The organism is Nocardioides sp. Z40_12 (assembly GCF_058215795.1).
In genome coordinates this window covers 210,970-237,077 of the sequence record NZ_JBZAJA010000002.1, presented here as the reverse complement: position 1 = coordinate 237,077, position 26,108 = coordinate 210,970, and the positions used below count along the sequence as shown (strand labels likewise).

The window sequence follows — 26,108 nt, the reverse complement described above, 5'->3', positions numbered from 1 at the left end:
CTCAGCGCAGGCCGGTCTCCCGGCGCAGCGCCAGCTGGACGAGACGGTCCACCAGCTCGCGGTAGCCGATGCCCGAGGCCCGCCACATCTGCGGGTACATCGACATGGGGGTGAAGCCGGGCATGGTGTTGAGCTCGTTGACCACCAGCGACCCGTCGGGCATCACGAAGAAGTCGACGCGCGCCAGGCCCTCGCCGCCCACGGCCTCGAAGGCGCGGACCGACAGCTCGCGCATCCGGGTCGCCACCTCGTCCGGCAGGTCGGCCGGGATGTCGAGCTCGGTGTGCTCGGCAGGCAGGTACTTGGCGGCGAAGTCGTAGAACTCGTGCCCGCCCCCGATCCGGATCTCTGCGGGCATCGACGTCTCGACGGTCCCGTCGAAGGCCTCGAGCACCCCGCACTCCACCTCGCGGGCCCCCTCGGCGGCGACCTCGACAAGGATCTTCGGGTCGTGACGCTGCGCCTCGGCGACGGCGGCGTCGAGCTCCGAAGCGTCGTGCACCTTGCTGATCCCGATGCTCGAGCCGGCCCGGGCCGGCTTGCAGAAGACCGGGTAGCCCAGTGCGGCGACCTCGTCGCGGCACGCCTGCTGGTCCCGCTCCCAGCGGCGCCGGGTGATCACCACGTCCGGCATCACCGGGAGGCCGGCGGCCTTGAGGACGACCTTCATGTAGGCCTTGTCCATCCCCACGGCCGAGGCCAGGACGCCGGCACCGACGTAGCGCACGCCAGCCATCTCGAGCATCCCCTGGATGGTGCCGTCCTCGCCCCACGGACCGTGCAGCACGGGGAAGACGACGTCGACCTCCCCCAGCGTCCGGGGCGGCTGCGACGGCTCGGTGATCACCAGGTCGGTGTGGGCCTCCTCGCGCAGCAGCTGCACCGCGGCCCGCTCGCCGTCGACGTGCGGCAGGTGCTCGGCCGAGGTGAGCCGCAGCCGCTCGGTGTCCTCGCTCTCCAGCACCCAGCGCCCGTCCTCGGCGATGCCCACCGGCACCACGTCGTACTTGTCGCGGTCCAGGGCGTCGAGCACGGCGCCCGCGGTCACGCACGAGATGGCGTGCTCGGAGGAGCGCCCGCCGAAGACGACGGCGACGCGGGGCTTGGGGCTGACGGGCGAGTTCATCGGGCCCGACCCTAGCGTTCTAGAGTCGCCACCATGCCCACCGACGCCACCGGCAGCCCCGAGAGCACCCCCGTCCCCGCCACCCCGGCGCTGCGTCCCGGGACCCTGGCCGTGACGGTCGGGCGCCCGCCGCACGAGCCGGACGCCCCGCTGAACACCCCCCTCACCATGGCCTCCACCTACGTCGCCGGCGGCGACCTGGAGTACGGCCGCTACGGCAACCCGACCTGGCTGGCGCTCGAGGAGGCGCTGGGGGCCCTGGAGGGCGGCCGCTGCCTCACCTTCGGCTCCGGCCTGGCCGCGGTGGCCACCGTGCTGGACCTGGTGGGCACCGGGGGCAAGGTGGTGGCGCCACGCCACGCCTACAACGGCACCGTCATGCAGCTCGCCGACCTGGAGGCACGGGGTCGCCTGCGCACCGAGCTGGTCGACGTCACCGACACCGAGGCCATGGTGGCCGCGTGCGAGGGGGCTGCCCTGGTCTGGCTGGAGTCCCCGACCAACCCGGCGCTGGAGGTCGCCGACATCCCCACCATCCGGGCCGCCGCCCATGCGGCCGGCGCCTACGTGGTCGTCGACAACACCTTCGCCACCCCGCTGCTCCAACGCCCCCTGGAGGACGAGGTGGACCTGGTGGTCCACTCGGCGACCAAGTACCTCGCCGGGCACAGCGACGTGCTGATGGGCGCGATCTGCACCCGGGACGAGGAGCTCTTCAAGGTGCTCAAGGGGCGGCGCGACCTGGTGGGCGCGGTGCCCGGCACCCTCGAGGCCTGGCTCACCCTCCGGGGCCTGCGCACCCTCCACCTCCGCGTCGAGCGCGCCCAGGCCAACGCGACCGAGCTGGTGCGACGGCTCCGTGAGCACCCGGCTGTCGGGGAGGTCCGCTACCCCGGCTTCGGCGGGATCGTCTCGATCGTGCTCGCCGAGGGCGCGATGGCCGCCGACCTGCTGACCCGCAAGACCTCCCTGTGGGTGCACGCCACCTCGCTGGGGGGCGTGGAGTCGACCTTCGAGCGGCGGCGCCGCTGGCGGTCCGAGCCGGCGACGATCCCCGACGGGCTGGTCCGGCTCTCGGTCGGCATCGAGGACGTGGAGGACCTCTGGGAGGACCTGCGTCGCGCCCTGGACGACCTGGTCCTGCCGGACCGCGGCTGACTCCCGCCACCCAGGCCCGCGCCGGCCCGGCGGCTCAGTCGGTCTCGGCCTTGGTGTCGCGGGCGATGAAGGCGTTCATCATGTCGTAGGCAGTGGCCCGGCCCGCGACCACGTCGTCGACGTGGGCGGCGATCGGAGCGTCCACGCCGTGGGCCTCGGCCAGCGCCCGCAGCGACGCGCACGACTTCGCCCCCTCGGCCACCTGGGAGGTCGAGGCGTAGATCTCCTCGGTGGTCATGCCTCGACCCAGTCGCTCGCCGAAGCTGCGGTTGCGCGAGAGCGGCGAGGAGCAGGTGGCCACCAGGTCTCCGAGGCCGGCCAGGCCCATCAGGGTCATCGGGTTGGCACCGAGCGCCACGGCCAGCCGCGCCGTCTCGGCCAGCCCGCGGGTGATCACCGAGGCGGTGGTGTTGTCCCCGAAGCCGAGCCCCACCGCCATTCCCACCGCCAGGCCGACGACGTTCTTGTAGGCACCGCCGAGCTCGCAGCCCAGCACGTCGGTCGAGGTGTAGGGACGGAACGCCGGCGAGTGGCACATCTGCTGCAGGCGACGGGCCACGGACTCCTCGGCACACGCCACCACCGACGCGGCCGGCTCGCGCTTGGCGATCTCCTTGGCCAGGTTGGGCCCGCTGATCACCGCGATCCGGTCCGGACCGGCGCCGGTCACCTCGGCGATCACCTCGCTCATCCTCTTCAGGGTGCCCAGCTCGACGCCCTTCATCAGGCTGACCAGCACCGCGTCGTCCTCGATCAGCGGCGCCCAGGCGGTGAGGTTCTCCCGGAAGGTCTGGGAGGGGGTGGCGAAGACGACCACCTCGGCCCCGGCCAGCGCCTTCGCGGCGTCGCACGTCGCGGTGATGGCGGCAGGAAGCTCGATCCCCGGCAGGTAGTCGGGGTTCTCGTGCGTGGAAGTGATCGCGGTCGCCAGCTCCTCCCGGCGGGCCCACAGCACCACCTCGTTGCCTGCGTCGGCGAGCACGAGGGCGAAGGCGGTGCCCCACGAGCCGGCACTCAGCACTGCCACCTTGGTCATCTCGTCCTCTTCCTGGTGTGTCGGTCCTTGCGGCCGGGAGGTGCGTCGTGAGGGTTTCCTATCAGCCGGACGCCCGCACGCCGGGGGTCGAACCGCTCCTCGGGCGCCTTCTCCCCGCGGATCTGCTCGAGCTCGGCGACCACGGCGGCCATGATCCGGTCCGTGGCCTCCTGCACGGCGGCCGGGTCGTCGCGCCGGGCGCGCAGGTCGTCCAGCGGGACCGGCTCACCCGCCCGGACCGTGATCCGGGTGCGGGGCAGCAGCTTGGGCCGCCGGGAGTAGGGCGGCAGCAGCTCCTGGGCACCCCAGTGGGCCACCGGGACGACCGGGGCGCCCGTGGCCAGGGCGATCCGGGCGGCACCCGACTTGCCCCGCATCGGCCACAGGTCGGGGTCCCGGGTCAGCGTCCCCTCGGGATAGACCACCAGGCACTCACCGGCCTCGACGGCGGCCACGGCCGCGTCGTAGGCGCCGATCGCCCCGGGCGTGAGGCGCTCCACCGGGATCTGCCCCGTGGAGTGCAGCACCCCGGCCACGAACCGGTTGCTCCGGAAGAGCGCGGCCTTGGCGAGGTAGCGCGGCAGCCGCCCGTGGTCGTAGACGAAGTGCGCGGTCAGCAGGGGGTCGGCGTGCGAGAGGTGGTTGAAGACCAGGATGCACCCGCCCTCGCGGGGGATGTGGTCGCCACCGATCCAGCGGTGCGTGGTGGTCGCCCCCAACGTGGGGCGGAGGATGATGTTCCCGGCCAGGAAGCCCCAGCCGTGCCGCCTCGTGAGCTTGCCCAGGGGCACCGACGACCGACCTCCTCCCGAACGCGCACCGATGGCGCGCACTGTTTCCTGAATGTGTGACAGAGGTTACTGCCTCCCCGACCGAGGGAGGTGTGCCACCGGGTGGCAGGATCGCGAGAATGCCTGAGGAGAGCTTCACCGTCCTGGTGCCGGCCAAGCCGCCGGCCTGGGCGAAGTCCCGGCTCGCCGGCCTGGAGAGCACTCGCCGGGCCGCACTCGCCGAGGCGTTCGTCCACGACACGGTGGCGGCCGCGCTGGCCTGCCCGGAGGTGACCGGGGTGCTCGCCGTCACCGACGACCACCTGCTGGCCCGGACGCTGCGCGGGGCCGGCTGCGCGGTGGTGCCGGACGCCGTGACCGACGACCTCAACGCCACGTTGCGACAGGCGGCGGCCGAGGCCGCCCGGCGCTGGCCCGGGACGCGCCCGGTCGCCCTCTGCGCCGACCTCCCGGCGCTGCGCCCCGAGGACCTGGCCCAGGTGCTGGGGCTGGTGCTCCGGCAGGCGGGCGACCTCCCGGCGTTCGTCCCCGACGCCGCCGGCACCGGCACCACCCTCTACACGGCCCCCCAGGCCCACTTCGCCCCCCGCTTCGGTCCGGGGTCGGCGGCCGCGCACCAGGCGCTCGGGGCGCTGCGTCTCGACGACGCGCCGCTGCGGGTCCGCCTGGACGTGGACGAACCGGACGACCTCGCCCGGGCGCTGGACCTGGGGGTCGGGCCCCGCACCCGCGCACTGGCCGGCGACCCTCCGGACGGACCCCCGAGCTCCTAGGCACGGGCGTCCGGGACGCACAGGACCCGCCCGGCGTGCCGGACGGGTCCTGTGCCTGGAGGTCGGGGCCGTCAGCTCTTCTTGGCCGCCTTCTTGGCCGGCGCCTTCTTGGCGGTGCTGGCGCTCGCCGACTTCTTGGCCGGCGCCGTCGCGGTGGTGGCCTTCTTGGTCGTGGTCTTCTTCGCGGTGGTCTTCTTGGCCGCCGCGGTGGCGGTGGTCTTCTTCGCCGTGGTCTTCTTGGCCGCCGCACTGGCGGTGGTCTTCTTCGCCGCCGTGGTGCTGGCGCTGGTCTTCTTGGCCGCGGTGGTGCCGGTCTTCTTGGCCGCCGTCTTGGCCGGAGCCGTCTTGGCGGTCGACTTCCTGGCGGTCGTCTTGGCGGGGGCGGACTTGGCGGTCGTCTTCTTCACGCCGGTGGCCTTCGGCGTGGCTGGGGCGGCCTTCTTGGCGGCCGAGCCGGCGAGCGAGGCCGCCTTCTTGGCCGGGGCGGTGGCCGTGGCGACCGTGAGCTTGGGCAGCTTCTTGGCGCCCGAGACGATGTTCTTCAGGTCCTGGCCGGCCTTGAACGCCGGCACCGAGGTCTTCTTCGACTTCATCCGCTCACCCGTCTGGGGGTTGCGGACCCACCGGGCGTTGCGGACGCGCTTCTCGAAGGAGCCGAAACCCGTGATCGCGACCTTCTCGCCCCGGGCGACCTCCCGGGTGATGGTGTCCAGGACGGACTCGAGCGCGTGGGCCGCGGCCTTGCGGTTCCCTTCGAAACGCACTGCCAGCGTGTCGATGAGCTGTGACTTGTTCACTAGCTTCCCTTCCAACGAACTCTGCGGCCGAGCCCGTGCTCGACTTCTGACGCCACGCTAAGTATTTGTGGCGGGCGCCACAATCACCGCAGGCGTGTTGGAGAGAAGTTTTCCCTTACAGGGTGGCGGGTTTCCAGCTCGGCCGGGTCTGCTCGAAGGCGGTGATGTCGCTCTCGTGGCTCAGGGTGATGCCCACGTCGTCGAGCCCCTCGAGGAGTCGCCAGCGGGTGTAGTCGTCGATGTCGAAGCTGTCGACGATGGCGTCCTCGCCCTCGCCGGCCCGCACCGTGCGGGAGACGAGGTCGACCGTCACGGTCGCGCCGGGGTTGGTCTCGAGGTGGTCCCAGAGCCGCTGGACGAGCTCATCGTCGACCTGGGCGGTCAGCAACCCGGCCTTGCCCGAGTTGCCGCGGAAGATGTCGGCGAAGCGGGAGGAGAGCACCACCTTGAAGCCGTAGTTCTGCAGCGCCCAGACGGCGTGCTCGCGCGAGGAGCCGGTGCCGAAGTCGGGGCCGGCGACCAGTACGGAGCCGCCCGCGTAGGCAGGCTGGTTGAGGACGAACTCCGGGTCGTTGCGCCAGCCGGCGAAGAGCCCGTCCTCAAAGCCGCTGCGGGTCACGCGCTTGAGGTAGACGGCCGGGATGATCTGGTCGGTGTCGACGTTGGTCCGGCGCAGCGGGACGCCGATGCCCGTGTGGGTGGTGAACTGCTCCATGTCAGCGCTCCTTGCTGGCGGAGCCGACCAGCTCCAGGTCGGCCGGGGAGGACAGGGTGCCGCGGACCGCGGTGGCGGCCGCGACGGGCACCGAGACCAGGTGCGTACGACCGCCCTTGCCCTGGCGCCCCTCGAAGTTGCGGTTGGACGTCGAGGCGCTGCGCTCCTGCGGAGCGAGCTGGTCGGGGTTCATGCCCAGGCACATCGAGCACCCGGCGCCCCGCCACTCGGCGCCTGCGGCGATGAAGACCTGGTCCAGGCCCTCGGCCTCGGCCTCGAGGCGGACGCGCGCGGAGCCGGGCACCACGAGCATCCGGGTGCCCTCGGCCACGGTGTGGCCCTCGAGGATGGAGGCGGCCAGACGCAGGTCCTCGAGCCGGCCGTTGGTGCAGGAGCCCACGAAGACGGTGTCGACCTTGACCTCGCGCATCGGGGTGCCGGCCTCGAGACCCATGTAGTCCAGTGCCCGCTGGGTGGTGAGCCGGTCGCCCTCGTCCTGGTAGTCCTCGGGGCTCGGGACGTTGCCGCCCAGCGGCACGCCCTGGCCGGGGTTGGTGCCCCAGGTGACGAACGGCGTCATCGTCGAGGCGTCCAGCACGATCTCCTCGTCGAAGACCGCGTCGTCGTCGGTGACCAGGGTGCGCCAGTGCGCGACGGCCGCGTCCCAGTCGGCGCCCTTGGGCGCCTCCGGCTTGCCCTGGATGTAGTCGAAGGTGGTCTGGTCGGGAGCGATCATCCCCGCCTTGGCGCCCCACTCGATCGACATGTTGCAGACCGTCATGCGGCCCTCCATCGAGAGCTCCTCGATGGCCTGTCCGCGGTACTCCACGATGTAGCCCTGTCCCCCGCCGGTACCGGTGTGGGCGATCAGCGTGAGGACCAGGTCCTTGGCGGTGACGCCCGCCGGGAGGCTGCCGTTGACGGTGACCGCCATCGTCTTGGGCCTGGCCTGCATCAGCGTCTGGGTGGCCAGCACGTGCTCGACCTCGGAGGTGCCGATGCCGAAGGCGATCGCCCCGAAGGCACCGTGCGTGGAGGTGTGGCTGTCGCCGCACACGATCGTCATCCCCGGCTGGGTGAGGCCCAGCTGGGGGCCGACCACGTGGACGATCCCCTGCTCGACGTCGCCGAGCGGGTGGAGCCGGACGCCGAACTCGGCGGCGTTCTTGCGCAGCGTGTCGACCTGGACCCGGCTCACCGGGTCGGCGATCGGCTTGTCCCAGTCCAGCGTCGGGACGTTGTGGTCCTCGGTGGCCAGGGTGAGGTCGGGGCGCCGCACCGGGCGCCCGGCGAGCCGCAGGCCGTCGAACGCCTGGGGGCTGGTCACCTCGTGGATGAGGTGGAGGTCGATGTAGAGCAGGTCCGGCTCACCCTCGGCACTCCGGACGACGTGCTCGTCCCACACCTTCTCGGCCAGGGTCTTGCCCATGGACCTGCTCCTCTCTGTCAGGGTAGGCCTGGAGGGGCATACCCGATCTGGGTCATGTCGCGACATTACTCTTGCATCCCAACTTCTGAGACGGCAATATTGCCATATGGACAACTCAAGCGGGGTCGGAGTCCTCGACAAGGCTGCTCTCGTGCTCGCCGCCCTGGAAGCAGGTCCCGCCACCTTGGCGGGCCTGGTCGCCGGCACCGGCCTGGCCCGGCCGACCGCCCACCGCCTCGCCGTGGCGCTCGAGCACCACCGCCTCGTGGCGCGCGACATGCAGGGTCGCTTCGTGCTCGGCCCCCGGCTGGCCGAGCTGTCGGCGGCCGCCGGCGAGGACCGGCTGCTCGCCGCCGCCGGCCCGGTGCTGGCCCGACTCCGCGACATCACCGGCGAGTCGGCCCAGCTCTGGCGTCGCCAGGGCGAGCACCGGGTGTGCGTGGCCGCCGCGGAGCGGCCCAGCGGCCTGCGCGACACCATTCCCGTCGGCTCCCAGCTCACGATGCGCGCCGGCTCCGCCGCCCAGGTGCTGCTGGCCTGGGAGGACCCGGAGCGCATGCACCGGGGCCTGCAGAACGCGGCCTACTCGGCCACCGCACTCTCGGGCATCCGCCGCCGGGGCTGGGCCCAGAGCGTCGGCGAGCGCGAGCAGGGCGTCGCCTCTGTCTCGGCGCCGGTCCGCTCGCCCAGCGGCAAGATCATCGCCGCCGTCTCGGTCTCCGGCCCCCTGGAGCGGCTCTCGCGCCAGCCCGGCCGGATGCACGCGCCCGCGGTGCTGGCGGCCGCCGAGCGGCTCTCGGAGTCGCTGCGCCGCGCCGCAGCGGAGTGAACGCGGCCGGCGCGGCACCCGCTCAGAAGAGCGCCTCGACCTCCACCCCGAGCAGGATCCGCTTGCGCTCCAGCCCACCGGCGTAGCCGGTCAGCGAGCCGTCGGCGCCGATCACCCGATGGCACGGGATGACGACCGGGATCGGGTTGCGGCCGTTGGCCAGGCCCACCGCCCGGGAGGCGGCGTTGGTATGACCGAGCCGCACCGCGATCTGGCCGTAGGAGGCCGTCTCGCCGTAGCCGATGGCCCGCAGCTCCCGCCAGACCCGCTGCTGGAAGTCGCTGCCGGCCGGCGCCAGCGGAAGGTCGAAGTCGGTCAGCTCGCGGTCGAAGTACGCGCCGAGCTGTCGCACCGCCTCGGCCAGCAACGGGTGCTCGTCCTCCCGCTCCCCCCGCGGCGCGCCGTCGCCGGGCGGCCGGAACGGAGAGAACTCGATCGCGGTGATCGCACCGTCGTGCTCGGTGATCCGCAGCTCGCCCACCGGCGAGTCCGTCAGTGTCCACATGGTCCTGCCTCCTCCTCCACCAGGGTCTGCCACAGCTGCACCTGCGCATAGGAGCGCCACGGCCGCCACGTCTCGCTGAGCTCGGACGCCCGTCCGGGGTCCTGGCCGAGGCCGCGCAGCGCCTGCCTCGTGCCGATGTCGGCGGGCAGGAACAGGTCGGGGTGGCCCAGGGCCCGCATCCCGATGTAGTCGGCCGTCCAGGGCCCGATGCCGGGCCGGGCGAGCAGCGCCTCACGCACCTCGTCGCGGTCGGTCCCCCGGTCCAGGCGGACCTCGCCCGCGGCCAGCGCCCGGCACAGGCCCACCAGGGCTGCCCCGCGGGACTTCGGCATCCGCAGCGTCGTCGGGTCCGCCGCGGCGACGGCCTCCGCGGAGGGGAAGAGCCGGGTCAGGCCCGGGACGGTGGTGGCGACCTCCTGCCCCAGCTCCAGGCTCAGCCGCGAGGCGAGGGTCCGGGCGCCGGCCACGGTCACCTGCTGACCCAGGACGGCACGGACGGCGACCTCGTGGCCGTCTACGTGACCGGGGACCCGCAGCCCCGGGTGACGCCCGCCCACCGGACCCAGCACCGGGTCGCCGGAGAACGCCTCCGCGACGGCCGTCGGGTCGCAGTCGGCGTCGAGCAGCCGGCGCACCCGCTCGACGGCGGCGCCGGTGTCGCGGAGGTCGGTGAGGACGAAGTCGGCCGGCACGAAGGCGGTGCCGGGATCCCGCAGGTCGGCCAGCTCCAGCGACACCCAGCCGTGGCCGTGCGGCAGGCGCAGCGTGCGGGCGTACGTCGTGGCGTCCACCACCTCGACGCCCGCCACCGCCCGCCGCTCCAGGAAGGCCAGCAGCGCGGAACCGGCGAAGGGGGTGCGGACAGCCAGCCGCAGCGACAGGCCCCCCGGCGCAGCCCCCGCCTCCGCCGGCCGCCGCCGCAGCTGCGACGGGGTCGCGGCGTAGACCTCGCGGACCGTCTCGTTGAACTGCCGGACGCTGGTGAAGCCGGCGGCGAACGCCACGTCGGCCAGGCCCAAGGCGGTGCTCTCGATGAGGATCCGGGCGGTCTGGGCCCGCCGGGCCCGGGCCAGGGCCAGCGGCCCCGCCCCGAGCTGGGAGACCAGGACCCGGCCCAGGTGGCGGGGCGAGTAGCCCAGCCGGGTGGCGAGCCCCGTCACCCCGTCGCGGTCGACGACGCCGTCGGCGATCAGCCGCATCGCCCGGCCCGCCACGTCGGCGGCCGCGTCCCACTCCGGGGAGCCGGGGGTGGCGTCGGGGACGCAGCGCTTGCAGGCCCGGTAGCCCGCGGCCTGGGCGGCGGCCGCCGTGGGGTGGAAGGCGACGTTGCCCGCTGCCGGGGTTCGCGCGGGACAGGAGGGCCGGCAGTAGATCCCGGTGGTGCGGACCGCGGTGTAGAAGACCCCGTCGAAGCGCCGGTCCCGGCTGCGGACCGCGCGGTAGCAGGACTCGGGGTCCAGCACCCCCGGGTTCCCACCCGTCGCCCGGGCCGCCCCGGCCGCGGTCGTCGTCCTCGTCATGGCTCCATCCTGCCCCGGCGGGCGGCGCGGAGTCTGGCGGATATCGGACACGGCGGGGCCCGCCGCGCGACGGCCGGCTACTGCTCGGCCGCCGGCCCGGAGGACGTCAGGTGGAGCGCCATGAAGACGTCGTCGACCCACTCACCCTCGAGCCGGAACTCCGCGCGCAGCACCCCTTCGACCTCGAACCCGCACGACTCGTACAGGCGCCTCGCGGGGGCGTTGGACGACAGCACCCGCAGCGACAGCTTGCGGGCGCCGCGACGGCCCGCCTCGTCGATCGCGGCGGCCAGGAGGAGCCTCCCCGCGCCCCGCCCCTGGTGCCCCGGCTCGACGGCGAGGCCGTTGACCAGGAGCACGTGGGCGTGCGAGGGCGCCGTGCTGTGCTGCTTGAGCAGCAGGTAGCCGCACACGGTGCCCGCCTCGGTGGCGACCAGCACGTCGGAGGGGTCGAGACCGTCGTGCAGGAACGGCGTCCCGGCATCGGGGCGCGGCATCGGGGAGACGGCCGGGCTCCAGGTGAGCAGGTCGATCTCCCCCAACCTGGCCGCGTCCTCGGCACGCGCCGTCCTGATCTCGAGCACGTCGGGAAGTCTGCCACCCACCCCCGTGCCACCCCCGTGCCAACGCCGCCGCAGGCGTCCGCCAAGCCCGGAGCAGGGCCCGCAGGGGTGGCCTGGGGTGGGAACGCCGAAGGGGCCCCGGGCAGCATCTCTGCTGTCCGGGGCCCCTTCGAATGCTGTACCCCCGACCGGATTCGAACCGGCGCTACCGCCGTGAGAGGGCGGCGTGCTAGGCCGCTACACAACGGGGGCTTGCACGTGTGTCACCGGCGATGTTCTGCCGGTAACGGTGAGAAACCTTAGTCGAACTGCTGCTTCTCACCAAATCCCGGTGGAGCTGGGATTTCGCTGGGATACAAGGACTCGAACCTTGACTAACTGAACCAGAATCAGTCGTGCTGCCAATTACACCATATCCCAATGCTCGGGCACCGTGAGGCGCCTCAGACCCCCGGGGGAGCCGAGCCAGAACGATACACGGGCCTCTCCTGCGCGGCCAAAACGCCCCCGTCCACGGTGTTCGCCAGGCCCATCCGGCGGGCCACCCACCAGGCGAGGGCGAGGTAGACCAGGGACTGCGTCAGCGTGCCAGGAAGGCTCCACCAGCTCCCGCCGGTGGGGTTGAGCGCCTCCCCGAGATCGGCGAAGGCCAGCGCCAGCCCGAAGGCGACGAAGTTGTTGAGCACGTGCATCGCGATCGCGGCCTCGAGCCCCCCGGTCGCGATCACCAGGACGCCGGCCACCACCCCGAAGGCGAACCTGTCGACGAAGACCGGGAGGTCCTGGGCTCCGTGGGCCAGGCCGAAGAGGAACGCCGGCACCAGCACCGCCAGCACCCGGGCGGCCACCACACCTCCGACCATCCCGCCGATCGCCTGGGTGAGGTAGCCGCGGAAGAGGTACTCCTCCCCCGCCGCCTGCCACGGGGTCAGCAGCAGCACGACGAGGAGGAAGTCGCGGGTGGTGGAGGTGAACGCGTTGACCTCCACCGCGACGGGCTCGCCGGCCCCCTGGGGCACCATCGCGGAGACGACGAGGGTGGCGAAGAGGGCTACCACCGAGAGCCCGAGGCACGCCGCGAAGTAGCGCCACCGCATCCGCGGGCCCACCGAGGTGACCCAGCGCAGCGGCAGCTTGTGGAGGAGCCTGCTGACGGCCCACACCAGCCCGATGGCGCTGGCCAGCACGACGTTGAGGAAGGCCAGCGTCGAGGGTGAGGGGTCCCCGGTGTCGAGCAGCCGCTCGAGCGACTCCACGAGCGGCTCCCCGGCGACCACGAAGCCGGCGGCGAAGGCGAGCTGCCAGAACAGCGGCGCCAGCACGAACGCGCCGAGCAGCACCAGCACGGTGCCGAGCACGGGGCGCCAGGCGCCGCGGGGCCCCGCCCGGTGGAGCTGGTGGTAGCCCAGCCGGGCGGGGACCTGCCCGGCGGTCACGAGCCGGAGAGCGCGTCCCGGAGTCGCGAGATGCTCCGCTCGCGACCCAGCAGCTCCATCGACTCGAACAGCGGGGGCGAGACCTTGCGACCGCTGATCGCGATGCGCACCGGGCCGAAGGCCAGCCGCGGCTTGAGGCCACGCTCCTCCACCAGCGCGGTCCGCAGGGCCTGCTCGATCTCGGCCGTCGACCAGGTGGGCAGATCCACGAGGGCGTCGTGGGCCGCCCGGACGACCTCCTGGGCGGCCTCGTCGAGCGCCTCGGTCCGCGTGAACTCCGCCTCCGGCACGAAGAGGAAGGCCAGCATCGGGGCAGCCTCGGTGAGCTTGTTCATCCGCTCGGCCACCAGCGGCATCGCCAGCTCCAGCATCTCGGCGTCCGCGTCGCTGACCGGGTCGCCCAGCACGCCGGCGTCCTTGAGGAACGGGATCACCCGGTGGGTCAGGTCGTCGAGCGGCAGCATCCGCATGTGGTCGGCGTTGATCGCCTCCGCCTTCTTGAGGTCGAAGCGCGCGGGGTTGGGGTTGACGTCGGAGAGCTCGAACTTCTCCACCATCTCCTCGAGGGTGAAGACGTCGCGGTCCGGGGCGATCGCCCAGCCCAGCAGGGCCAGGTAGTTGAGCAGCCCCTCGGGAAGGAAGCCCTGCTCGCGGTACAGAGCCATGTGGGACTCGGGGTCGCGCTTGGAGAGCTTCTTGTTGCCCTCCCCCATCACGTAGGGAAGGTGCCCGAACCGCGGGGTCCACTTCGCCACGCCGATGGCCTGGAGGGCGTCGAAGAGGGCGATCTGGCGCGGCGTGCTGGAGAGCAGGTCCTCCCCGCGCAGCACGTGGGTGATCTCCATCAGGGCGTCGTCGACCGGGGCGACCAGGGTGTAGAGCGGGTCGCCGTTGGCGCGGCAGAGCGCGAAGTCGGGGACGAACTCGGTCTGGAAGGTGATCCGGCCGCGCACCAGGTCGTCGAAGCCGATCTCGCCCTCGGGCATCCGGAACCGCACCACGGGGTCACGACCCTCGGCACGGAAGGCCGCCACCTGCTCGTCGCTGAGGTCGCGGCAGAAGCCGTCGTAGCCCATCACCTTTGAGCCGGCCGCCTTGCGCCGGGCGGTCGGCTCGTCGCCGGTGCAGTAGCAGTCGTAGGTGTAGCGGCTCTCCTTGAGGCGGGCGAGCACGTCGGTGTAGAGGTCGCCGCGCTCGGACTGCCGGTAGGGGCCGAAGGGACCGCCCTTGAGGGGGCCCTCGTCCCAGTCGAGCCCCAGCCACTGCAGCAGGTCGACCATGGACTCGTAGGACTCGACTGTGTTGCGCTCCTTGTCGGTGTCCTCCACGCGGAAGACCAAGGTGCCACCGTGGTGCCGGGCGAAGGCCCAGTTGAAGAGGGCGGTGCGGGCCAGCCCGACGTGCGGGCTTCCCGTCGGGCTGGGTGCGATCCGGACCCGTACCGGCCGGTCGGGGGTGCTGGGGGTGCTCAACGCTGGGCCACCTTGTTCGTGAGGGTTCCGATGCCGGCGATCGAGACCTCGACCTCGTCGCCGACCTGCATGGGACCGACGCCCGCGGGGGTGCCGGTGAGGATGACGTCTCCGGGGAGCAGCGTCATCACGCTGGAGACGTGAGCGACGAGCGTGGGGATGTCGAAGATCAGGTCGGCGGTGGAGCCGTCCTGGACGAGGTCGCCGTTGAGGTGGGTCTGGAGCCGCACCCCGTCGGCGAAGGTCTGGGGGTCCAGGTCGGTCTCGATCCAGGGCCCCAGCGGGCAGAAGGAGTCGAACCCCTTGGCCCGGGTGAACTGGCCGTCGCGACGCTGCAGGTCGCGCGCGGTGACGTCGTTGCCGACGGTGTAGCCGTAGATGACGTCGGTCGCCTGCTCGGGCGGGACGTCGCGGCACAGGCGGCCGATCACCACCGCCAGCTCGCCCTCGTAGTGCAGGTCGGAGGTCTGCGGCGGGTAGAAGACCGGGTCGCCCGGGCCGACGACGCTGGTGTTGGGCTTGATGAACATCAGCGGCTCCGCGGGTACGTCGTTGCCCAGCTCCGCGGCGTGGTCGGCGTAGTTGCGCCCGATGCCCACCACCTTGCTCCGCGGCAGCACCGGCGCGAGCAGCCGGACGTCGGCCAGCTTGTGCTCGACCTGCAGCAGCTTGATCCCGACGTAGAGCGGGTCGCCGGCCAGGGCCACCACCACGCTCTCCTCGTCGGGCTGGCCGAACTCGTCGACCCCGCCCGTCACGACGCCGTACATCGGCTCTTCCCCGGTGGTGAATCTGGCGATACGCACGGGCCGAGCCTATCCGCCTACCCTTGGCCCGTGCCCACGGCTCTCTCCCCCCGGCTGCTCGACGAAGCCACCTGGCGTCGCGCGGCGAGCGACCACGCCGCACGGGTCGAGCCCTTCGTGGCCGAGCACCTGGCCCGTCGCGGCACGGGAGTCAGGCACCCGGTCCACGACTTCCTCTTCACCTACTACTCCCAGCGGCCCGCGCAGCTGCGCCGCTGGCACCCCGGTTTCGGCGTCGCGCTGGCCGGGGCCGCGGAGTACGCCACGCTCAAGGGCTACGAGCAGCTCGAGGACGCCGCCACGGTGGCACCGGCGTACGTCGCCTCCCAGCGACCGCTGCTCGAGGCGCTGCGGCGCCTGCTGGCGGCGACCGCACGCAGACCGGCCTCCTTCGGCTGCTTCGGCCTGCACGAGTGGGCCATGGTCTACCGGCTCGCCGAGGACGAGACCCGGCACGCCGACTGGCCGCTGCGCCTGGGGCCCGACGGCACCGACGAGGTGGTGGAGTCCCACCGGGTCGCGTGCTCGCACTTCGACGCCTACCGCTTCTTCACCGCCCCCGCCCGTCCGCTCAACACCCTGCGGCCCGGCCGGGACGACCGCAGCGACTTCGAGCAGCCGGGCTGCCTGCACGCCACGATGGACCTCTACAAGCACGCCTTCCGGCTGACCCCGATGATCTCCTCGGAGCTGGTCGCCGACTGCTTCGAGCTGGCGCGCGAGGTCCGCATCCTCGACATGCGCGCCGCGCCCTACGACCTGACCGGCCTCGAGGTCGACGGCGAGCCGTTCGTCCCGGTCCGGGTGGAGACCAGCGCCGGCAAGCAGGAGTACGCCGCCGCCCAGCGCGGGTTCGCCGAGCGGGCCGCGCCGCTGCGGGCCCGGCTCCTCGAGGAGTGCGAGCGACTGCTGGCCGTGGCCCGGGCCGCCGGGTGAGCACCTACCCCGGCCACAGCGTCCTGCAGGTCCCCGTCCCCGCCCTGGAGGCCTGGGTGCGGGAGCGGACTGCCCACTACGACCCGGCCTACCTCAGCGAGGACCCCCGCTTCGGTCACGCCCACGTGACCGCGCTCGGGCCCTTCCTCGACTCCCCCGGGCCCGAGGACCTGGCGGTCGTGGCGGCGATCGCGTCGGCCACCAGGCCCTTCGACTTCCGGCTGGCCCGCACCGGCACCTTCCCCAACGGGATCGTCCACCTGCTCCCGGAGCCGGCGGAGCCGTTCCGCGCCCTGACCAGCGCTCTGGCCGCGGCGTTCGGGCACTGCCCGCCGTACGCCGGCCAGTTCCCCGACCCGGTGCCGCACCTCACGTTGGACGCCCTCTCCGAGGAGGTCAGCGAGGAGTCCACCCGCCGAGCCCTGGGCCCGTTGCTGCCGGCGCACAGCCGGGCCGAGCTGCTCGACCTGGTCTGGTACGAGCAGGGGGCCTGCCGAGTGCTGCACCGATGGCCCCTGGGCGGGGCCCGGCCGGGTCAGAACTCGTAGCCGAAGTCCTCGATCGAGGAGGCGAAGAGCCGGGCGACCTTGGCCCTGGACCGCTCGTCGTAGAACTCGCGGTAGTCGCGCGCGGGGCGGGCGGAGCCCTTGGCCCGCGGCAGGTCGGGCTCGCCCGGCAGGCCGAGCTGCTCCCAGACCTCGGCGAGGTCGTCGGCGAGCCGCTCGTAGCGCAGCACCCGGTCGACGGCGATCTCCCCGCGGATCCGGTAGATCCGCTGGTTGCCGGCGAGCTGCTCGACGGAGTCCTCGTCGACGAACTCCGAGAACGGCGGCGCCGCCCGCGCGCCGGGCCGCTCGCGGAACTTCCAGAAGTAGAGGGAGACCACCGTGTCCCAGGGGTTGCGCTCGACGGCGAAGCGGAAGTAGTCGTCCCAGGTCGCCGGGCCGACCACCTTGCGGACCATCTGGGCCGGCATGTGGTTGAAGGCCTTGCGCACCAGCGGCGGTGACTCGTAGTTCTGGGCCGGGCGCCCCCCGGCGGCCGCGCGCAGCTCCTCGTCGTCGGGGCTGATCCGGGTGATGACGTCGTCGGGCCCGCAGACCTTCGACAGGGCGATCTCGACGCTGGTGCCCGCGGTCTTGCGCGTCTTGAGGAAGACGAAGCGGTGCTGGTGCGAGACGATCACAGCCGTCACTCTAGCCAGCCGTCGACGGCCGGGCCCGACCGGTTACGGTGCGTCCATGCCGCGCCTGGAGGAGAACCGAACGTTCCGCGACGAGGACTGGTACGGCGAGGACCTGGACGGGGCGCGCTTCGTCCGGTGCACCTTCACCCGGGTCGACCTCACGGAGTCACGGATCTCGGGCGCCACCTTCGAGGAGTGCGTGTTCGGCGACTGCCGGTTCAACGCGGCGGTCCTGGTCTCCACCGCGCTGATCGCCTGCACGCTGCGCGGGTGCAACCTCTTCGACGCCACGTTCGAGGGGTGCAAGCTCTCCGGCACGTCGTTCTCCGCCTGCACGACGCGACCGATGAAGGTCACCGGCGGGCAGTGGCGGGGGGTCTCGCTGCGCGGCGCCGACCTGCGCAAGCTCGACCTCTCGGGGCTCGACCTGCGCGAGTCCGACCTGGGGATGGCCGACCTGACCGGGGCCCGGCTCCGCGGCACCGTGCTCGACGGGGCGGACCTGCGCGGCGCCAAGCTCGCCGGCACCGACCTGGTCGGCGCCTCCCTGGACCGGGTGGACCTCTCGGCGGCCGAGCTGCGCGAGACCCGCCTCGACCTCACCGGTGCGGTGCTGCTCGCCGAGCTGAACGGCGCCCTGGTGCAGCTGGACCCCTGATCCGGCGGGCGGGACCGGTCAGCCGGCGGCGCCGGCGGTGGTCAGGCGCACCCGGATCCCGTCGATGAGCAGGGCCAGCCCCGCGTCGAAGTCCGAGGTCTCGCACGGCTCGGCCGCGATCGCCCCCACGCTGCTGGCCTGGAGCCGTGTCTGCTCCTCGGCCGTGTGCCCGAAGACGAGGTGGAGCAGGGTCCGGGTGGCGGTCGCGCGGAGCGCCTCGTCCAGGCCGCTGTCGGCCAGCGCCCCGGACACAGCGGCCTCGGCCGCCCGGGCACCGAGCCCGAAGGCGTGGACGGTGGCCACCACCTCGGCCCCGTCACGCCAGGCGAGCAGCGCGTTGCGCAGCTGCCGGCAGACCGCGGCGACCCGCTCGTCCCACGGCCCCGGGCCCACCGGCCTCAGTCCGCGCGCCAGCATCTCGTCGGCCACCGCCGCCAGCAGGCTCTGCTTGTTGGCGAAGTGGTGGTAGAGCGCGCTGGGCCGGATCCCCAGCTCGGCGCCCAGCCGCCGCATCGTGAGGTCGGCCAGCCCGTACTCGTCGAGCACCTCGAGGGCTCGCGTCACGATGTCGGTGCGGCGATAGCGCATCCTGGGCCCCTCTCACCTGAGACGATTCCGGCACCGGTTGACGCGGTGCTGCGCCGACCCTAACCTGAACGCCGTTCACCTGACCAGCGTTCAGTTTGTCGACGCCCTCGCCGAAAGCACACCGCCCGTGAGCCTGCGCCCCCGCCGCACCGGAACCGACCTCGCCCTGGTCGCGGCCTTCGCCGCGATCATCGCCGTCTGCGCCATCATCGCCCCGATCAAGATCGGCCTCCCGGTGCCCATCACCCTGCAGACCCTGGGGGTCCTGCTGGCCGGCGCGGTGCTCGGTGCGCGGCGCGGGTTCCTGGCCGTGGTCCTCTACCTCGCCGTGGGTGCCGCGGGCCTCCCCGTCTTCTCCGGCGGCGCGGCCGGCCTCGGCGTCTTCCAGGGCCCGACGATGGGCTACCTGCTCTCCTTCCCCTTCGCCGCGGCCCTGTGCGGGTTCTTCGTCGAGCGGCTCCCCCGCCACAAGATCGCCACCTCGGTCCCGCTCGTCTTCGGGGCGGGCCTGCTCTCCAGCGCGCTGCTCATCCACACCAGCGGCATGGCCGGCCTGGTCTGGCGGCTGCCGACCAGCTGGGAGGGCGCCTGGGACATCGACCGGTTCTTCTGGCCCGGTGACGTGGTCAAGAACATCGTGATGGCCCTGATCGCCACCTCGGTCCACCGCGCCTTCCCCGACCTCCTCGGCACCCCGCGCCGCTCCCCCGAGGTGGAGCGCGAGACGATCGGGACGTGACCAGCCTCGAGCTCGACCGGGTCGTCGTCTCCGCACCCACCACCAGCGGCGACGTGGTCATCCTCAAGGAGACGACCCTGACCCTCACCGAGCGGCGGATCGCCCTCATCGGCCCCAACGGGTCGGGCAAGTCGACCCTCGCCCGGCTCCTCAACGGCCTGGTGGAGCCGGCCGCGGGACGGGTGCGGGTCGACGGCCTCGACGTGGCCGAGGACGGCAAGGAGGTCCGCCGCCGGGTCGGCTTCGTCTTCACCGACCCGTCCGCCCAGCTGGTGATGCCGACCGTCGTCGAGGACGTCGCGCTGTCGCTGCGGCGCACCCACCGGGACCGGGCCGCCCGGGCGGCCGCGGCCCACTCGGTGCTCGCCCGGTTCGGCCTGGAGGAGCTGGCCGACCGCAGCGTCCACACGCTCTCCGGCGGCCAGCGCCAGCTCCTCGCGATCGCCGGCGTGCTGGCCACCGACCCGGCCGTGCTGGTCGCCGACGAGCCGACCACCCTGCTGGACCTCGCCAACAGCCGGATGATCGGCGACCTGCTGCTCGGCCTGCCGCAGCAGCTGGTGCTGGTCACCCACGACCTCGACCTGGCCGCGCGCTGCGACCGGGCGCTGGTGGTCTCCGAGGGCGAGGTCGTCTTCGACGGGGCGGCCGAGGCGGCCGTCGCCCACTACCGGGCGACGGCGTGAACCACCCCCTGCTCGACGGCTACCGCCCCGGACGCAGCGCGCTGCACCGGCTGCCCGCCGGCGCCAAGCTGCTGGGGATGATGGCCGCCAGCGTGACGGTCGTCGCGCTGCGCGGGCCGGCGAGCGGAGTCGCCGCACTCGGCCTCTCGCTCTGCCTGGTCGTCTGGTCCGGGCTGGGGCTGCGCGGCACGCTGCGCGCCCTGCGGTCGCTGCTGCTGCTCGGGCTGCTGCTCGGGCTCTACCACCTGCTCCAGCGCAACTGGGCACTGGCGGCCGAGCAGGTCACCGACCTGGTCGCGCTGATCCTGCTCGCCACCGTGGTCACCGCCACCACACCGGTCGACGCCATGCTGGACGCGATCGTCCGGGGCCTGGGCCCGCTGCGCCGGGTGGGCGTGGTCCCCGAGCGGGTGGCGCTGGCCTTCAGCCTCGTGCTGCGGTCCGTCCCGCTGACGCTGGCGATCGCCCAGGAGACCGTCGATGCCGCCCGCGCCCGGGGGCTGGGCCGCGACCCCCGCGCGCTGCTCACGCCGATGGTGATCCGCACCGTGGCCCACGCCCGGCAGACCGGCGAGGCGCTGCACGCGCGCGGTCTGGGCGACGACTGAGCCGACTATCCTCACCGGCGTGATCGTCTCCCACCGGCAGCGTCTCCTCTTCGTGCACGTGCAGAAGACCGGAGGGCTCTCCACCGACACCCTGCTGGAGTCGCTGCTGCCCGACGCCGAGCGCGTCCAGGGGCTGCCGGGGACCCGGCACGCCAAGCTGCGCGCGGCCCTGCGCGAGCACCCGGAGTACGCCGACTACTTCGTCTTCGGCTTCGTCCGCAACCCGTGGGCCCGGCTGCTCTCGTGGCACGCCATGGTGCTGCGGCGCAACGCCTCCGCCGCCGAGGGCAACGACTTCGTCGCCCACCGGCTGGAGGCCAACAACTTCTGGCGCAAGGTCGGCGAGGAGTACGCCGACTTCGAGGCCTTCGTGCTCCGTGGCACCCGCGAGATCCCCCGCCTCGGCACCCCCCAGCTCGACTGGCTGCGGGCTCCTGGCCGGGAGGCGGACTTCATCGGGCGGACCGAGTCGTTCGCCGACGACCTCACCACCGCCCTGGAGCGGGCCGGGGTGCGGGTGCCCGCCGGAGCGATCGAACGGCGCAACGCCGGCCCGCCGACCGACTACCGCGGTGCCTACAGCGCCGAGATGCGGGACCGGGTCGCCGAGGCCTTCGCCGACGACATCGAGGCCTTCGGCTACCGGTTCTGACCCGTGTCTCCCGGCGGAGCGCCCGCGCTTCCACGCCCCGCGAGGCACTCACCAACCGGGCGGCCGGCGGTGCGCCCACGGCGCGGCCGCCTCGATCTGCGCGGAGACCGAGAGCAGCAGCTCCTCCTGGGCGGGGCGGGCGGCCAGCATCACCCCCACCGGGAGCCCCTCGGGGGTCCAGTGCAGGGGCAACGAGACCGCGGGCATCCCGGTGACGTTCCAGACCGAGGTCCAGGGGGTGAAGCGCATCTGGTTCTCGAAGTCCGCGGCAGGGTCTGCGTCGTCGCGCAGGGCGCCGACCGGCAGGGGCGGCGCGGCCAGCGTGGGGGTCAGCACCAGGTCGTAGGGGGCGAGCGCCGAGAGCGCGCCGGCGGCGAGCCGCCGCAGCTCGCCGATGGCCAGCCCGAACTCCGGGCCGCTCACCTCGTGCCCACGCGCCGACAGCCACCGGGTCAGGGGACGCAGCAGGTGCTCGCGACCCGGCGCCGGGGAGAGCGCGGTCAGCACCGACCAGCAGGTCTCGAAGACCGGCACCGCCTCGCGCGGTAGCGGTACCTCGATGTCCTCCACCTGGTGACCCAGCGACTCCAGGAGTGCGGAGGCGTCCTCCCAGGCGGTGACGCACTCCGGGTCCACGACGGTCTCGGTGAGCACGGGCGCCACGAACCTCGCCACCCGCAGCCTGCCCGGCTCGCGGTCGCACGCCGCCAGGAAGGAGGTGGACGGCTCGGGCGCCCAGGACGGGTCGCCCGTCCGCGGGCCGGCGAGGACGTCCAGCAGGGCCGCCGCGTCCCGCACGTCACGGGCGATCGGACCGGCGGTGGCCAGGCCCACCGGGTCGCCGTACCCCGGCCCGCCGCTGATCCGTCCGCGGGACGGCTTGACCCCGACGAGCCCGCAGCACGAGGCGGGGATGCGGATGGAGCCTCCACCGTCCGAGCCGGGCGCCACCGGGACGAGGCCGGCAGCCACCGCGGCCGCCGCTCCCCCCGACGACCCTCCCGCCATCCGGGTGCGGTCCCACGGCGTGACGGCCGGCGGCAGTCCCTCGGGCTCGGTGTAGCAAGGGGACCCGAACTCGGGGGTGCTGGTCTTGCCCAGCCAGACCATCCCGGCGGCCTCGACCGACTCCACCAGGTAGTCGGAGGTCTCGGGCACGTGGTCGGCGTACGCCGCGGAGCCGAAGGTGGTGCGCACGCCCGCGGTCGGATGCAGGTCCTTGATGGCGGTGGGGACGCCGTGCAGGGGCGAGGCGCCCTCGCGCGGCAGCGCCGCGGCCCGCTCGCGGGCCAGCCCCGGGACCAGGGTGACGAACGCGCCGACGTCGTCGGTGCGGGCCAGGTAGTGCTCGACCAGCTCGAGGGGAGAGACCTCCCCGCGGCGGACGGCGGCACCCTGGGCCAGCGCGGTGAGCTCGTGGAGCTCAGCCAACGGACCGACCCGACGTGTCCGTCCCCGGGGTCCTGCGCCCCCGGCGGCCCAGCACGAAGGCGAGACCCACCAGAGCCACCAGCGCCACCGCCCCCACGACCCACCAGAGCACCGTCCCGGAGTCGCCGTCCTCGGCCGCGGCGTCGTCCTCCCGCACGGGGTCCGCCCCCGCGGTCTCCTCGGTCGGCTCGTCGGTCGGCTCGCCCTCCTCGGCCGCCGGGCCCTCGACCTCGCCCTCGAACTGGGGCTCGCCCTCGACCTCCCCCACCAGCTCGGCACGCAGGCGCACGGGGGCGGCGAACCCGTTCGCCTCCTCGGAGCTCTCGCGTCCCAGGCCCAGTACCACGTACTGGTAGCCGTCCTGGACCACGGTCCGCACGTGGGGGTGGGGCGACTCCACGTTCCGCACCCGCACCGGCGGCACGACCGCGGTGACGACAGTCGGCTGCTCGCCGTTGTAGAACCCTTGGCTGGTGATGCCCCGGTCGGAGTCCCAGACCCGGCTCTGCGCCTGGCCGAGGGCGGAGTAGGAGAGCATCTCCACGTGCGGGCCCTGCGCCCCCAGCAGGCTCGCGGCCCTCGGGTCGGTGCCGAGGCGCGCGCTGACCCGCAGCGCCTGGCCGTAGCCGGTGCGCACCTTGTAGACCAGTACCTCGGAGGGACGCACGGTGTCGGTGTAGGTCGTGCCGGGCTGCAGCTCCGGCGCGTCGTCGAAGGAGACCCCGCCGATCACCGGCTCCGCGGGTCCCGACGTGGGGATCTCGACCTTGCCGACCCAGTCCCCGTCGGACTCGACGTGCCCCGGCAGCGTCCCGGTGTCGGCGATCGGCGGGTGGTTGCTGACCTGGAGGCGATAGTCGGAGACCCCCGCCTCGCTGACGACGGTGGCCAGCAGCTGGTCGTCGCTGTCGCACCCGTCGGCGAAGCGGGGAGGGCCGAACTGGTTGAATGCCGCGGCCGTCGAGACCAGCGGGGTCATCCCCAGGATCTGGAACGACTGGGCGAAGCCCTGCGAGCAGGCCTCGCCGTCCACGGTGGTGAGCTTGACGTGCACCACGGTGTGCCAGCTCTCCTCCCCCTTCGGCGGACGCACCAGCGCCGAGACCGAGACCCCGCCCCCTGCCGGGTTGTCCACCAGGTAGTAGCGCGCGGCCTCGTCGGGCAGGGAGGTGTCGAGGTAGGCACCGGGCTCGAGGGGCAGCGCGGTCTCCGCCGTGGTCCCGCCCTCGATCCGCTCGCCGTTCAGCTGGAAGCCGCGCAGCTCGCGCACGCTGACCTTGACCAGGCTGCTGGCGAGGTCCTCGGCGGAGGACGCGTCGTAGTAGTCGCCGTTGCCGGCGCGGGCGATGCAGCGCAGCGCCTCGCGGGCCTTGCCGGAGACGTCGAGACCGACCACGTTGATCGTCAGGTCGATCCCGCTCTCGGCGAGCTGGGCGGCGACCTTGCAGGGGTCCGGCTGGCACGTCGGCTCCCCGTCGGAGAGCAGCACGATGGTGCGCGACTCCTCCGCCCCCGACGCGAGGTCCTTGCCCGCCTCGCGCAGCGCGTGGCCGATGGGCGTCTCCCCGTAGGGCTCGTAGGCCGCCACCGCGTCGGTCAGGGCCTGGCGGTCCAGCGGGCCGACGGGCACGACGGCCTGGGTGTCGGTGCAGGCGCCCGGCTCGCTGCGGTCGAAGACCTTCGCGCCGAAGACCCGGATCCCGACCTCGGCGTCGTCGGGGAGCTCCTCGACCACGCGGCCCAGCGCGTCCTTCGCCGCCTGGATCTTGGTGCCGCCACCCGCGGCAGGCTCCGCCATCGACCCCGAGGAGTCCAGCACCAGCACCAGCCGGCCCGGGCCCTCCTCGGTCGAGGCGGTCGACTCGGTCGACTCGGGCTCCTCGCCGGCGCGGGCCGGTGCCGTCGGGCCTAGCAGGACGACGCCGAGCAGGCTGGCGAGCACGGAGACGAGGAGGAGCGGCAGCAGCCGCGGGAGCATCTGGCGAAGGCGCATGGGCCCCATGCTTCCCACTCGGCGGCGTCTCAACCCTGTCAGCTTTGCGCGCCTTGCCCGGCTCACGCCACGTGGTGGCGGCGCAGGCCGTAGGTGAGCCCGTCGACCAGCGCCTCCCAGGAGGCCTCGACGACGTTGTGGCCCACCCCGACGGTCACCCACGAGGAGGCTCCGTCCGAGGTCTCGATCAGCACCCGGGTCACCGCGTCGGTGCCGTGGCCGGCGTCGAGGATGCGCACCTTGTAGTCGATGAGCTCGAACTTCGCGACCTCCGGGTAGGCCTGGGAGATCGCCTGCCGCAGGGCGGCGTCGAGGGCGTTGACCGGGCCGTTGCCCTCCCCGGCCACGACGTAGCGCACCCCGGAGGAGACCAGCTTGACCGTGGCCTCGGAGACCGCCTCCTCGCCCGCGGAGGCCGTCTCGGTGATCACCCGCCACGACTCGACGTCGAAGTAGGAGGGCCGCCGGCCCTCCACCTCCTCGACCAGCAGCAGCTCGAAGGAGGCGTCGGCCGCCTCGAAGGTGTAGCCCCGGCCCTCCATCTCCTTGACCCGGTCGGTGACCCGGGCGATCACCGCGCGGTCCCCCTCGGAGTCGCCGAGGTCGAAGCCCAGCTCGCGGCTCTTGAGCTGGATCGAGGCGCGGCCGGCCATGTCGGAGACCAGCAGGCGCATGTCGTTGCCGACCGCCAGCGGGTCGAGGTGCTGGTAGAGGTCGGGGTCGACCTTGATCGCCGAGGCGTGGAGACCTGCCTTGTGGGCGAAGGCCGACGTGCCGACGTAGGGCTGTCGGCTGGCGGGCGGGAAGTTGGTCACCTCGGCCACCGCGTGGGCGATCCGGGTCGCCTCGCGCAGCAGGCCCGCGGGGAGCACCCGGCGGTCCAGCTTGAGCTCGAGGTTGGCGACCACCGAGATCAGGTCGGCGTTGCCCGTCCGCTCGCCGTAGCCGTTGAGCGTCCCCTGGACGTGCGTCGCGCCGGCCTCGACCGCGGCGAGCGTGTTGGCCACCGCGCAGCCGGTGTCGTTGTGGCAGTGGATGCCGACCCGGCCCCCCGTCGTCTCGAGCACGTCGTGGACCACGTCGGCGACCCACTGCGGCAGCATCCCGCCGTTGGTGTCGCACAGCGCGGCCACCTCGGCGCCCGCCTCGAAGGCGGTGCGCAGCACCTCCAGCGCGTAGGCGCGGTCGGCGCGGTAGCCGTCGAAGAAGTGCTCGGCGTCGAGGAAGACGGTGCGGCCCTCGGCGCGCAGGTGGGCGACGGTGTCGCGGACCATCGCGAGGTTCTCCGCCAGGGTGGTGCGCAGCGCCAGCTCGACGTGCCGGTCGTGCGACTTGGCGACCAGGGTGACGACCGAGGCACCGGACTCGCGCAGGGCGGCGACCTGCGGGTCGTCGGCGGCCGCCACGCCCGCCCGGCGCGTCGAGCCGAAGGCGGTGAGCCTGGCGTGGCGCAGGTCCAGCTCGGCCGCCGCCCGGCGGAAGAACTCGGTGTCCTTGGGGTTGGCGCCCGGCCAGCCGCCCTCGATGAAGCCGACGCCCAGGTCGTCGAGCTGGCGGGCGATGCTCAGCTTGTCGGCGACCGAGAGGTTGAGCCCCTCCTGCTGGGCGCCGTCGCGCAGCGTGGTGTCGTAGACGTGGAACGAGCCCTGCAGGTCCATCTCGGCATCTCTCGGGT

General features: G+C 73.2%; 27 protein-coding genes and 2 tRNA genes. 10 read left to right on the top strand and 19 right to left on the bottom strand.

Annotation, left to right across the window (positions count from 1 at the left end; all coding sequences use genetic code 11):
- Position 1: 1 nt before the first annotated feature.
- Positions 2–1,126, bottom strand: a complete 1,125-nt coding sequence (locus AC4BG9_RS04300; protein WP_490569842.1) for a D-alanine--D-alanine ligase family protein — start codon at positions 1,124–1,126, stop codon at positions 2–4.
- A gap of 33 nt (positions 1,127–1,159) precedes the next feature.
- Here AC4BG9_RS04300 and AC4BG9_RS04295 point away from each other — a divergent pair, with 33 nt between their 5' ends.
- Entirely contained in the window at positions 1,160–2,284 is a 1,125-nt protein-coding gene (locus AC4BG9_RS04295; protein WP_490569841.1) for a trans-sulfuration enzyme family protein, read from the top strand.
- 34 nt (positions 2,285–2,318) lie between these two features.
- Here AC4BG9_RS04295 and AC4BG9_RS04290 read toward each other — a convergent pair whose 3' ends face one another.
- Together AC4BG9_RS04290 and AC4BG9_RS04285 are read right to left on the bottom strand one after the other, a co-directional pair.
- A complete protein-coding gene (locus tag AC4BG9_RS04290; protein WP_490569840.1) occupies positions 2,319–3,320 on the bottom strand; it encodes an NAD(P)H-dependent glycerol-3-phosphate dehydrogenase in 1,002 nt (333 codons plus the stop codon).
- Positions 3,317–4,111: a lysophospholipid acyltransferase family protein gene (locus tag AC4BG9_RS04285; protein WP_490569839.1), complete on the bottom strand. Its 795-nt coding sequence runs from the start codon at positions 4,109–4,111 to the stop codon at positions 3,317–3,319. The genes AC4BG9_RS04290 and AC4BG9_RS04285 overlap by 4 nt, the downstream gene beginning before the upstream one ends.
- A 119-nt stretch (positions 4,112–4,230) precedes the next feature.
- Between AC4BG9_RS04285 and cofC the strand changes: the two genes are divergently transcribed.
- On the top strand, positions 4,231–4,884 hold the full coding sequence (cofC, locus tag AC4BG9_RS04280; RefSeq protein ID WP_490569838.1) for a 2-phospho-L-lactate guanylyltransferase: 654 nt from the start codon (positions 4,231–4,233) through the stop codon (positions 4,882–4,884).
- Between the two features lie 71 nt (positions 4,885–4,955).
- Here the strand turns inward: cofC and AC4BG9_RS04275 are convergent, their stop codons facing one another.
- The 3 genes from AC4BG9_RS04275 to leuC form a co-directional block, all read right to left on the bottom strand.
- Positions 4,956–5,681, bottom strand: a complete 726-nt coding sequence (locus AC4BG9_RS04275) for an HU family DNA-binding protein (RefSeq protein WP_490569837.1) — start codon at positions 5,679–5,681, stop codon at positions 4,956–4,958.
- 115 nt (positions 5,682–5,796) lie between these two features.
- Positions 5,797–6,396 carry a 3-isopropylmalate dehydratase small subunit gene (leuD, locus tag AC4BG9_RS04270; protein ID WP_490569836.1) on the bottom strand — a complete coding sequence of 200 codons (600 nt, stop codon included), beginning with the start codon at positions 6,394–6,396 and terminating at the stop codon, positions 5,797–5,799.
- A gap of 1 nt (position 6,397) precedes the next feature.
- Complete coding sequence (gene leuC, locus AC4BG9_RS04265) at positions 6,398–7,825, bottom strand: 3-isopropylmalate dehydratase large subunit (RefSeq protein ID WP_490569835.1); 1,428 nt, start codon at positions 7,823–7,825, stop codon at positions 6,398–6,400.
- Positions 7,826–7,931: 106 nt separating this feature from the next.
- Between leuC and AC4BG9_RS04260 the strand changes: the two genes are divergently transcribed.
- The gene (locus AC4BG9_RS04260; protein ID WP_490569834.1) at positions 7,932–8,654 is read left to right on the top strand and encodes an IclR family transcriptional regulator; all 723 of its coding nucleotides are present in this window, start codon (positions 7,932–7,934) and stop codon (positions 8,652–8,654) included.
- Positions 8,655–8,676: 22 nt separating this feature from the next.
- Here AC4BG9_RS04260 and AC4BG9_RS04255 read toward each other — a convergent pair whose 3' ends face one another.
- The 8 genes from AC4BG9_RS04255 to AC4BG9_RS04220 all read right to left on the bottom strand — a co-directional run bounded on the left by AC4BG9_RS04255 (position 8,677) and on the right by AC4BG9_RS04220 (position 14,956).
- On the bottom strand, positions 8,677–9,159 hold the full coding sequence (locus AC4BG9_RS04255) for a methylated-DNA--[protein]-cysteine S-methyltransferase (protein ID WP_490569833.1): 483 nt from the start codon (positions 9,157–9,159) through the stop codon (positions 8,677–8,679).
- Entirely contained in the window at positions 9,147–10,679 is a 1,533-nt protein-coding gene (locus tag AC4BG9_RS04250; protein ID WP_490569832.1) for an AlkA N-terminal domain-containing protein, read from the bottom strand. The genes AC4BG9_RS04255 and AC4BG9_RS04250 overlap by 13 nt, the downstream gene beginning before the upstream one ends.
- Before the next feature lie 77 nt (positions 10,680–10,756).
- Positions 10,757–11,263, bottom strand: a complete 507-nt coding sequence (locus AC4BG9_RS04245) for a GNAT family N-acetyltransferase (RefSeq protein WP_490569831.1) — start codon at positions 11,261–11,263, stop codon at positions 10,757–10,759.
- Between the two features lie 158 nt (positions 11,264–11,421).
- Positions 11,422–11,494: transfer RNA gene (locus tag AC4BG9_RS04240), tRNA-Glu, on the bottom strand.
- A gap of 96 nt (positions 11,495–11,590) precedes the next feature.
- A tRNA-Gln gene (locus tag AC4BG9_RS04235) sits at positions 11,591–11,662 on the bottom strand.
- A 23-nt stretch (positions 11,663–11,685) separates the two neighbouring features.
- The gene (locus AC4BG9_RS04230; RefSeq protein ID WP_490569830.1) at positions 11,686–12,678 is read right to left on the bottom strand and encodes a CPBP family intramembrane glutamic endopeptidase; all 993 of its coding nucleotides are present in this window, start codon (positions 12,676–12,678) and stop codon (positions 11,686–11,688) included.
- Positions 12,675–14,150 (bottom strand): glutamate--tRNA ligase, encoded by a 1,476-nt coding sequence (gene gltX, locus AC4BG9_RS04225; protein WP_490569829.1) that lies wholly within the window; start codon positions 14,148–14,150, stop codon positions 12,675–12,677. Before gltX ends, AC4BG9_RS04230 begins: the two co-directional genes overlap by 4 nt.
- Positions 14,147–14,956 carry a fumarylacetoacetate hydrolase family protein gene (locus AC4BG9_RS04220; RefSeq protein WP_490569828.1) on the bottom strand — a complete coding sequence of 270 codons (810 nt, stop codon included), beginning with the start codon at positions 14,954–14,956 and terminating at the stop codon, positions 14,147–14,149. Before AC4BG9_RS04220 ends, gltX begins: the two co-directional genes overlap by 4 nt.
- 30 nt (positions 14,957–14,986) lie before the next feature.
- Here AC4BG9_RS04220 and AC4BG9_RS04215 point away from each other — a divergent pair, with 30 nt between their 5' ends.
- Positions 14,987–15,892: a 3-methyladenine DNA glycosylase gene (locus tag AC4BG9_RS04215; RefSeq protein WP_490569827.1), complete on the top strand. Its 906-nt coding sequence runs from the start codon at positions 14,987–14,989 to the stop codon at positions 15,890–15,892.
- Positions 15,889–16,440 (top strand): 2'-5' RNA ligase family protein, encoded by a 552-nt coding sequence (locus AC4BG9_RS04210; RefSeq protein ID WP_490569826.1) that lies wholly within the window; start codon positions 15,889–15,891, stop codon positions 16,438–16,440. The genes AC4BG9_RS04215 and AC4BG9_RS04210 overlap by 4 nt, the downstream gene beginning before the upstream one ends.
- On the opposite strand, the gene AC4BG9_RS04205 is transcribed toward AC4BG9_RS04210, so the two are convergent.
- A complete protein-coding gene (locus AC4BG9_RS04205; RefSeq protein WP_490569825.1) occupies positions 16,428–17,078 on the bottom strand; it encodes a sulfotransferase family 2 domain-containing protein in 651 nt (216 codons plus the stop codon). The two genes, AC4BG9_RS04210 and AC4BG9_RS04205, sit on opposite strands and share 13 nt — an antisense overlap.
- 55 nt (positions 17,079–17,133) lie before the next feature.
- Between AC4BG9_RS04205 and AC4BG9_RS04200 the strand changes: the two genes are divergently transcribed.
- Positions 17,134–17,736, top strand: coding sequence for a pentapeptide repeat-containing protein (locus AC4BG9_RS04200; protein WP_490569824.1), 603 nt, complete (start codon positions 17,134–17,136; stop codon positions 17,734–17,736).
- Between the two features lie 18 nt (positions 17,737–17,754).
- Here the strand turns inward: AC4BG9_RS04200 and AC4BG9_RS04195 are convergent, their stop codons facing one another.
- A complete protein-coding gene (locus tag AC4BG9_RS04195; RefSeq protein ID WP_490569823.1) occupies positions 17,755–18,324 on the bottom strand; it encodes a TetR/AcrR family transcriptional regulator C-terminal domain-containing protein in 570 nt (189 codons plus the stop codon).
- Between the two features lie 127 nt (positions 18,325–18,451).
- On the opposite strand from AC4BG9_RS04195, the gene AC4BG9_RS04190 reads away from it, so the two are divergent.
- Genes AC4BG9_RS04190 through AC4BG9_RS04175 form a run of 4 tightly spaced genes read left to right on the top strand, consistent with a single transcriptional unit; the run spans position 18,452 to position 21,009 of the window.
- A complete protein-coding gene (locus AC4BG9_RS04190; RefSeq protein ID WP_490569822.1) occupies positions 18,452–19,063 on the top strand; it encodes a biotin transporter BioY in 612 nt (203 codons plus the stop codon).
- Positions 19,060–19,749, top strand: coding sequence for an energy-coupling factor ABC transporter ATP-binding protein (locus AC4BG9_RS04185; RefSeq protein ID WP_490569821.1), 690 nt, complete (start codon positions 19,060–19,062; stop codon positions 19,747–19,749). The genes AC4BG9_RS04190 and AC4BG9_RS04185 overlap by 4 nt, the downstream gene beginning before the upstream one ends.
- Positions 19,746–20,357, top strand: a complete 612-nt coding sequence (locus tag AC4BG9_RS04180; protein WP_490569820.1) for an energy-coupling factor transporter transmembrane component T family protein — start codon at positions 19,746–19,748, stop codon at positions 20,355–20,357. The genes AC4BG9_RS04185 and AC4BG9_RS04180 overlap by 4 nt, the downstream gene beginning before the upstream one ends.
- 19 nt (positions 20,358–20,376) lie before the next feature.
- Positions 20,377–21,009 carry a sulfotransferase family 2 domain-containing protein gene (locus tag AC4BG9_RS04175; protein ID WP_490569819.1) on the top strand — a complete coding sequence of 211 codons (633 nt, stop codon included), beginning with the start codon at positions 20,377–20,379 and terminating at the stop codon, positions 21,007–21,009.
- Between the two features lie 48 nt (positions 21,010–21,057).
- Here the strand turns inward: AC4BG9_RS04175 and AC4BG9_RS04170 are convergent, their stop codons facing one another.
- The 3 genes from AC4BG9_RS04170 to cimA all read right to left on the bottom strand — a co-directional run bounded on the left by AC4BG9_RS04170 (position 21,058) and on the right by cimA (position 26,091).
- The gene (locus tag AC4BG9_RS04170) at positions 21,058–22,440 is read right to left on the bottom strand and encodes an amidase (RefSeq protein ID WP_490569818.1); all 1,383 of its coding nucleotides are present in this window, start codon (positions 22,438–22,440) and stop codon (positions 21,058–21,060) included.
- Positions 22,433–24,433, bottom strand: coding sequence for a vWA domain-containing protein (locus tag AC4BG9_RS04165; RefSeq protein WP_490569817.1), 2,001 nt, complete (start codon positions 24,431–24,433; stop codon positions 22,433–22,435). Before AC4BG9_RS04165 ends, AC4BG9_RS04170 begins: the two co-directional genes overlap by 8 nt.
- Before the next feature lie 62 nt (positions 24,434–24,495).
- Positions 24,496–26,091, bottom strand: a complete 1,596-nt coding sequence (gene cimA / locus AC4BG9_RS04160; RefSeq protein WP_490569816.1) for a citramalate synthase — start codon at positions 26,089–26,091, stop codon at positions 24,496–24,498.
- Positions 26,092–26,108 lie beyond the last annotated feature (17 nt).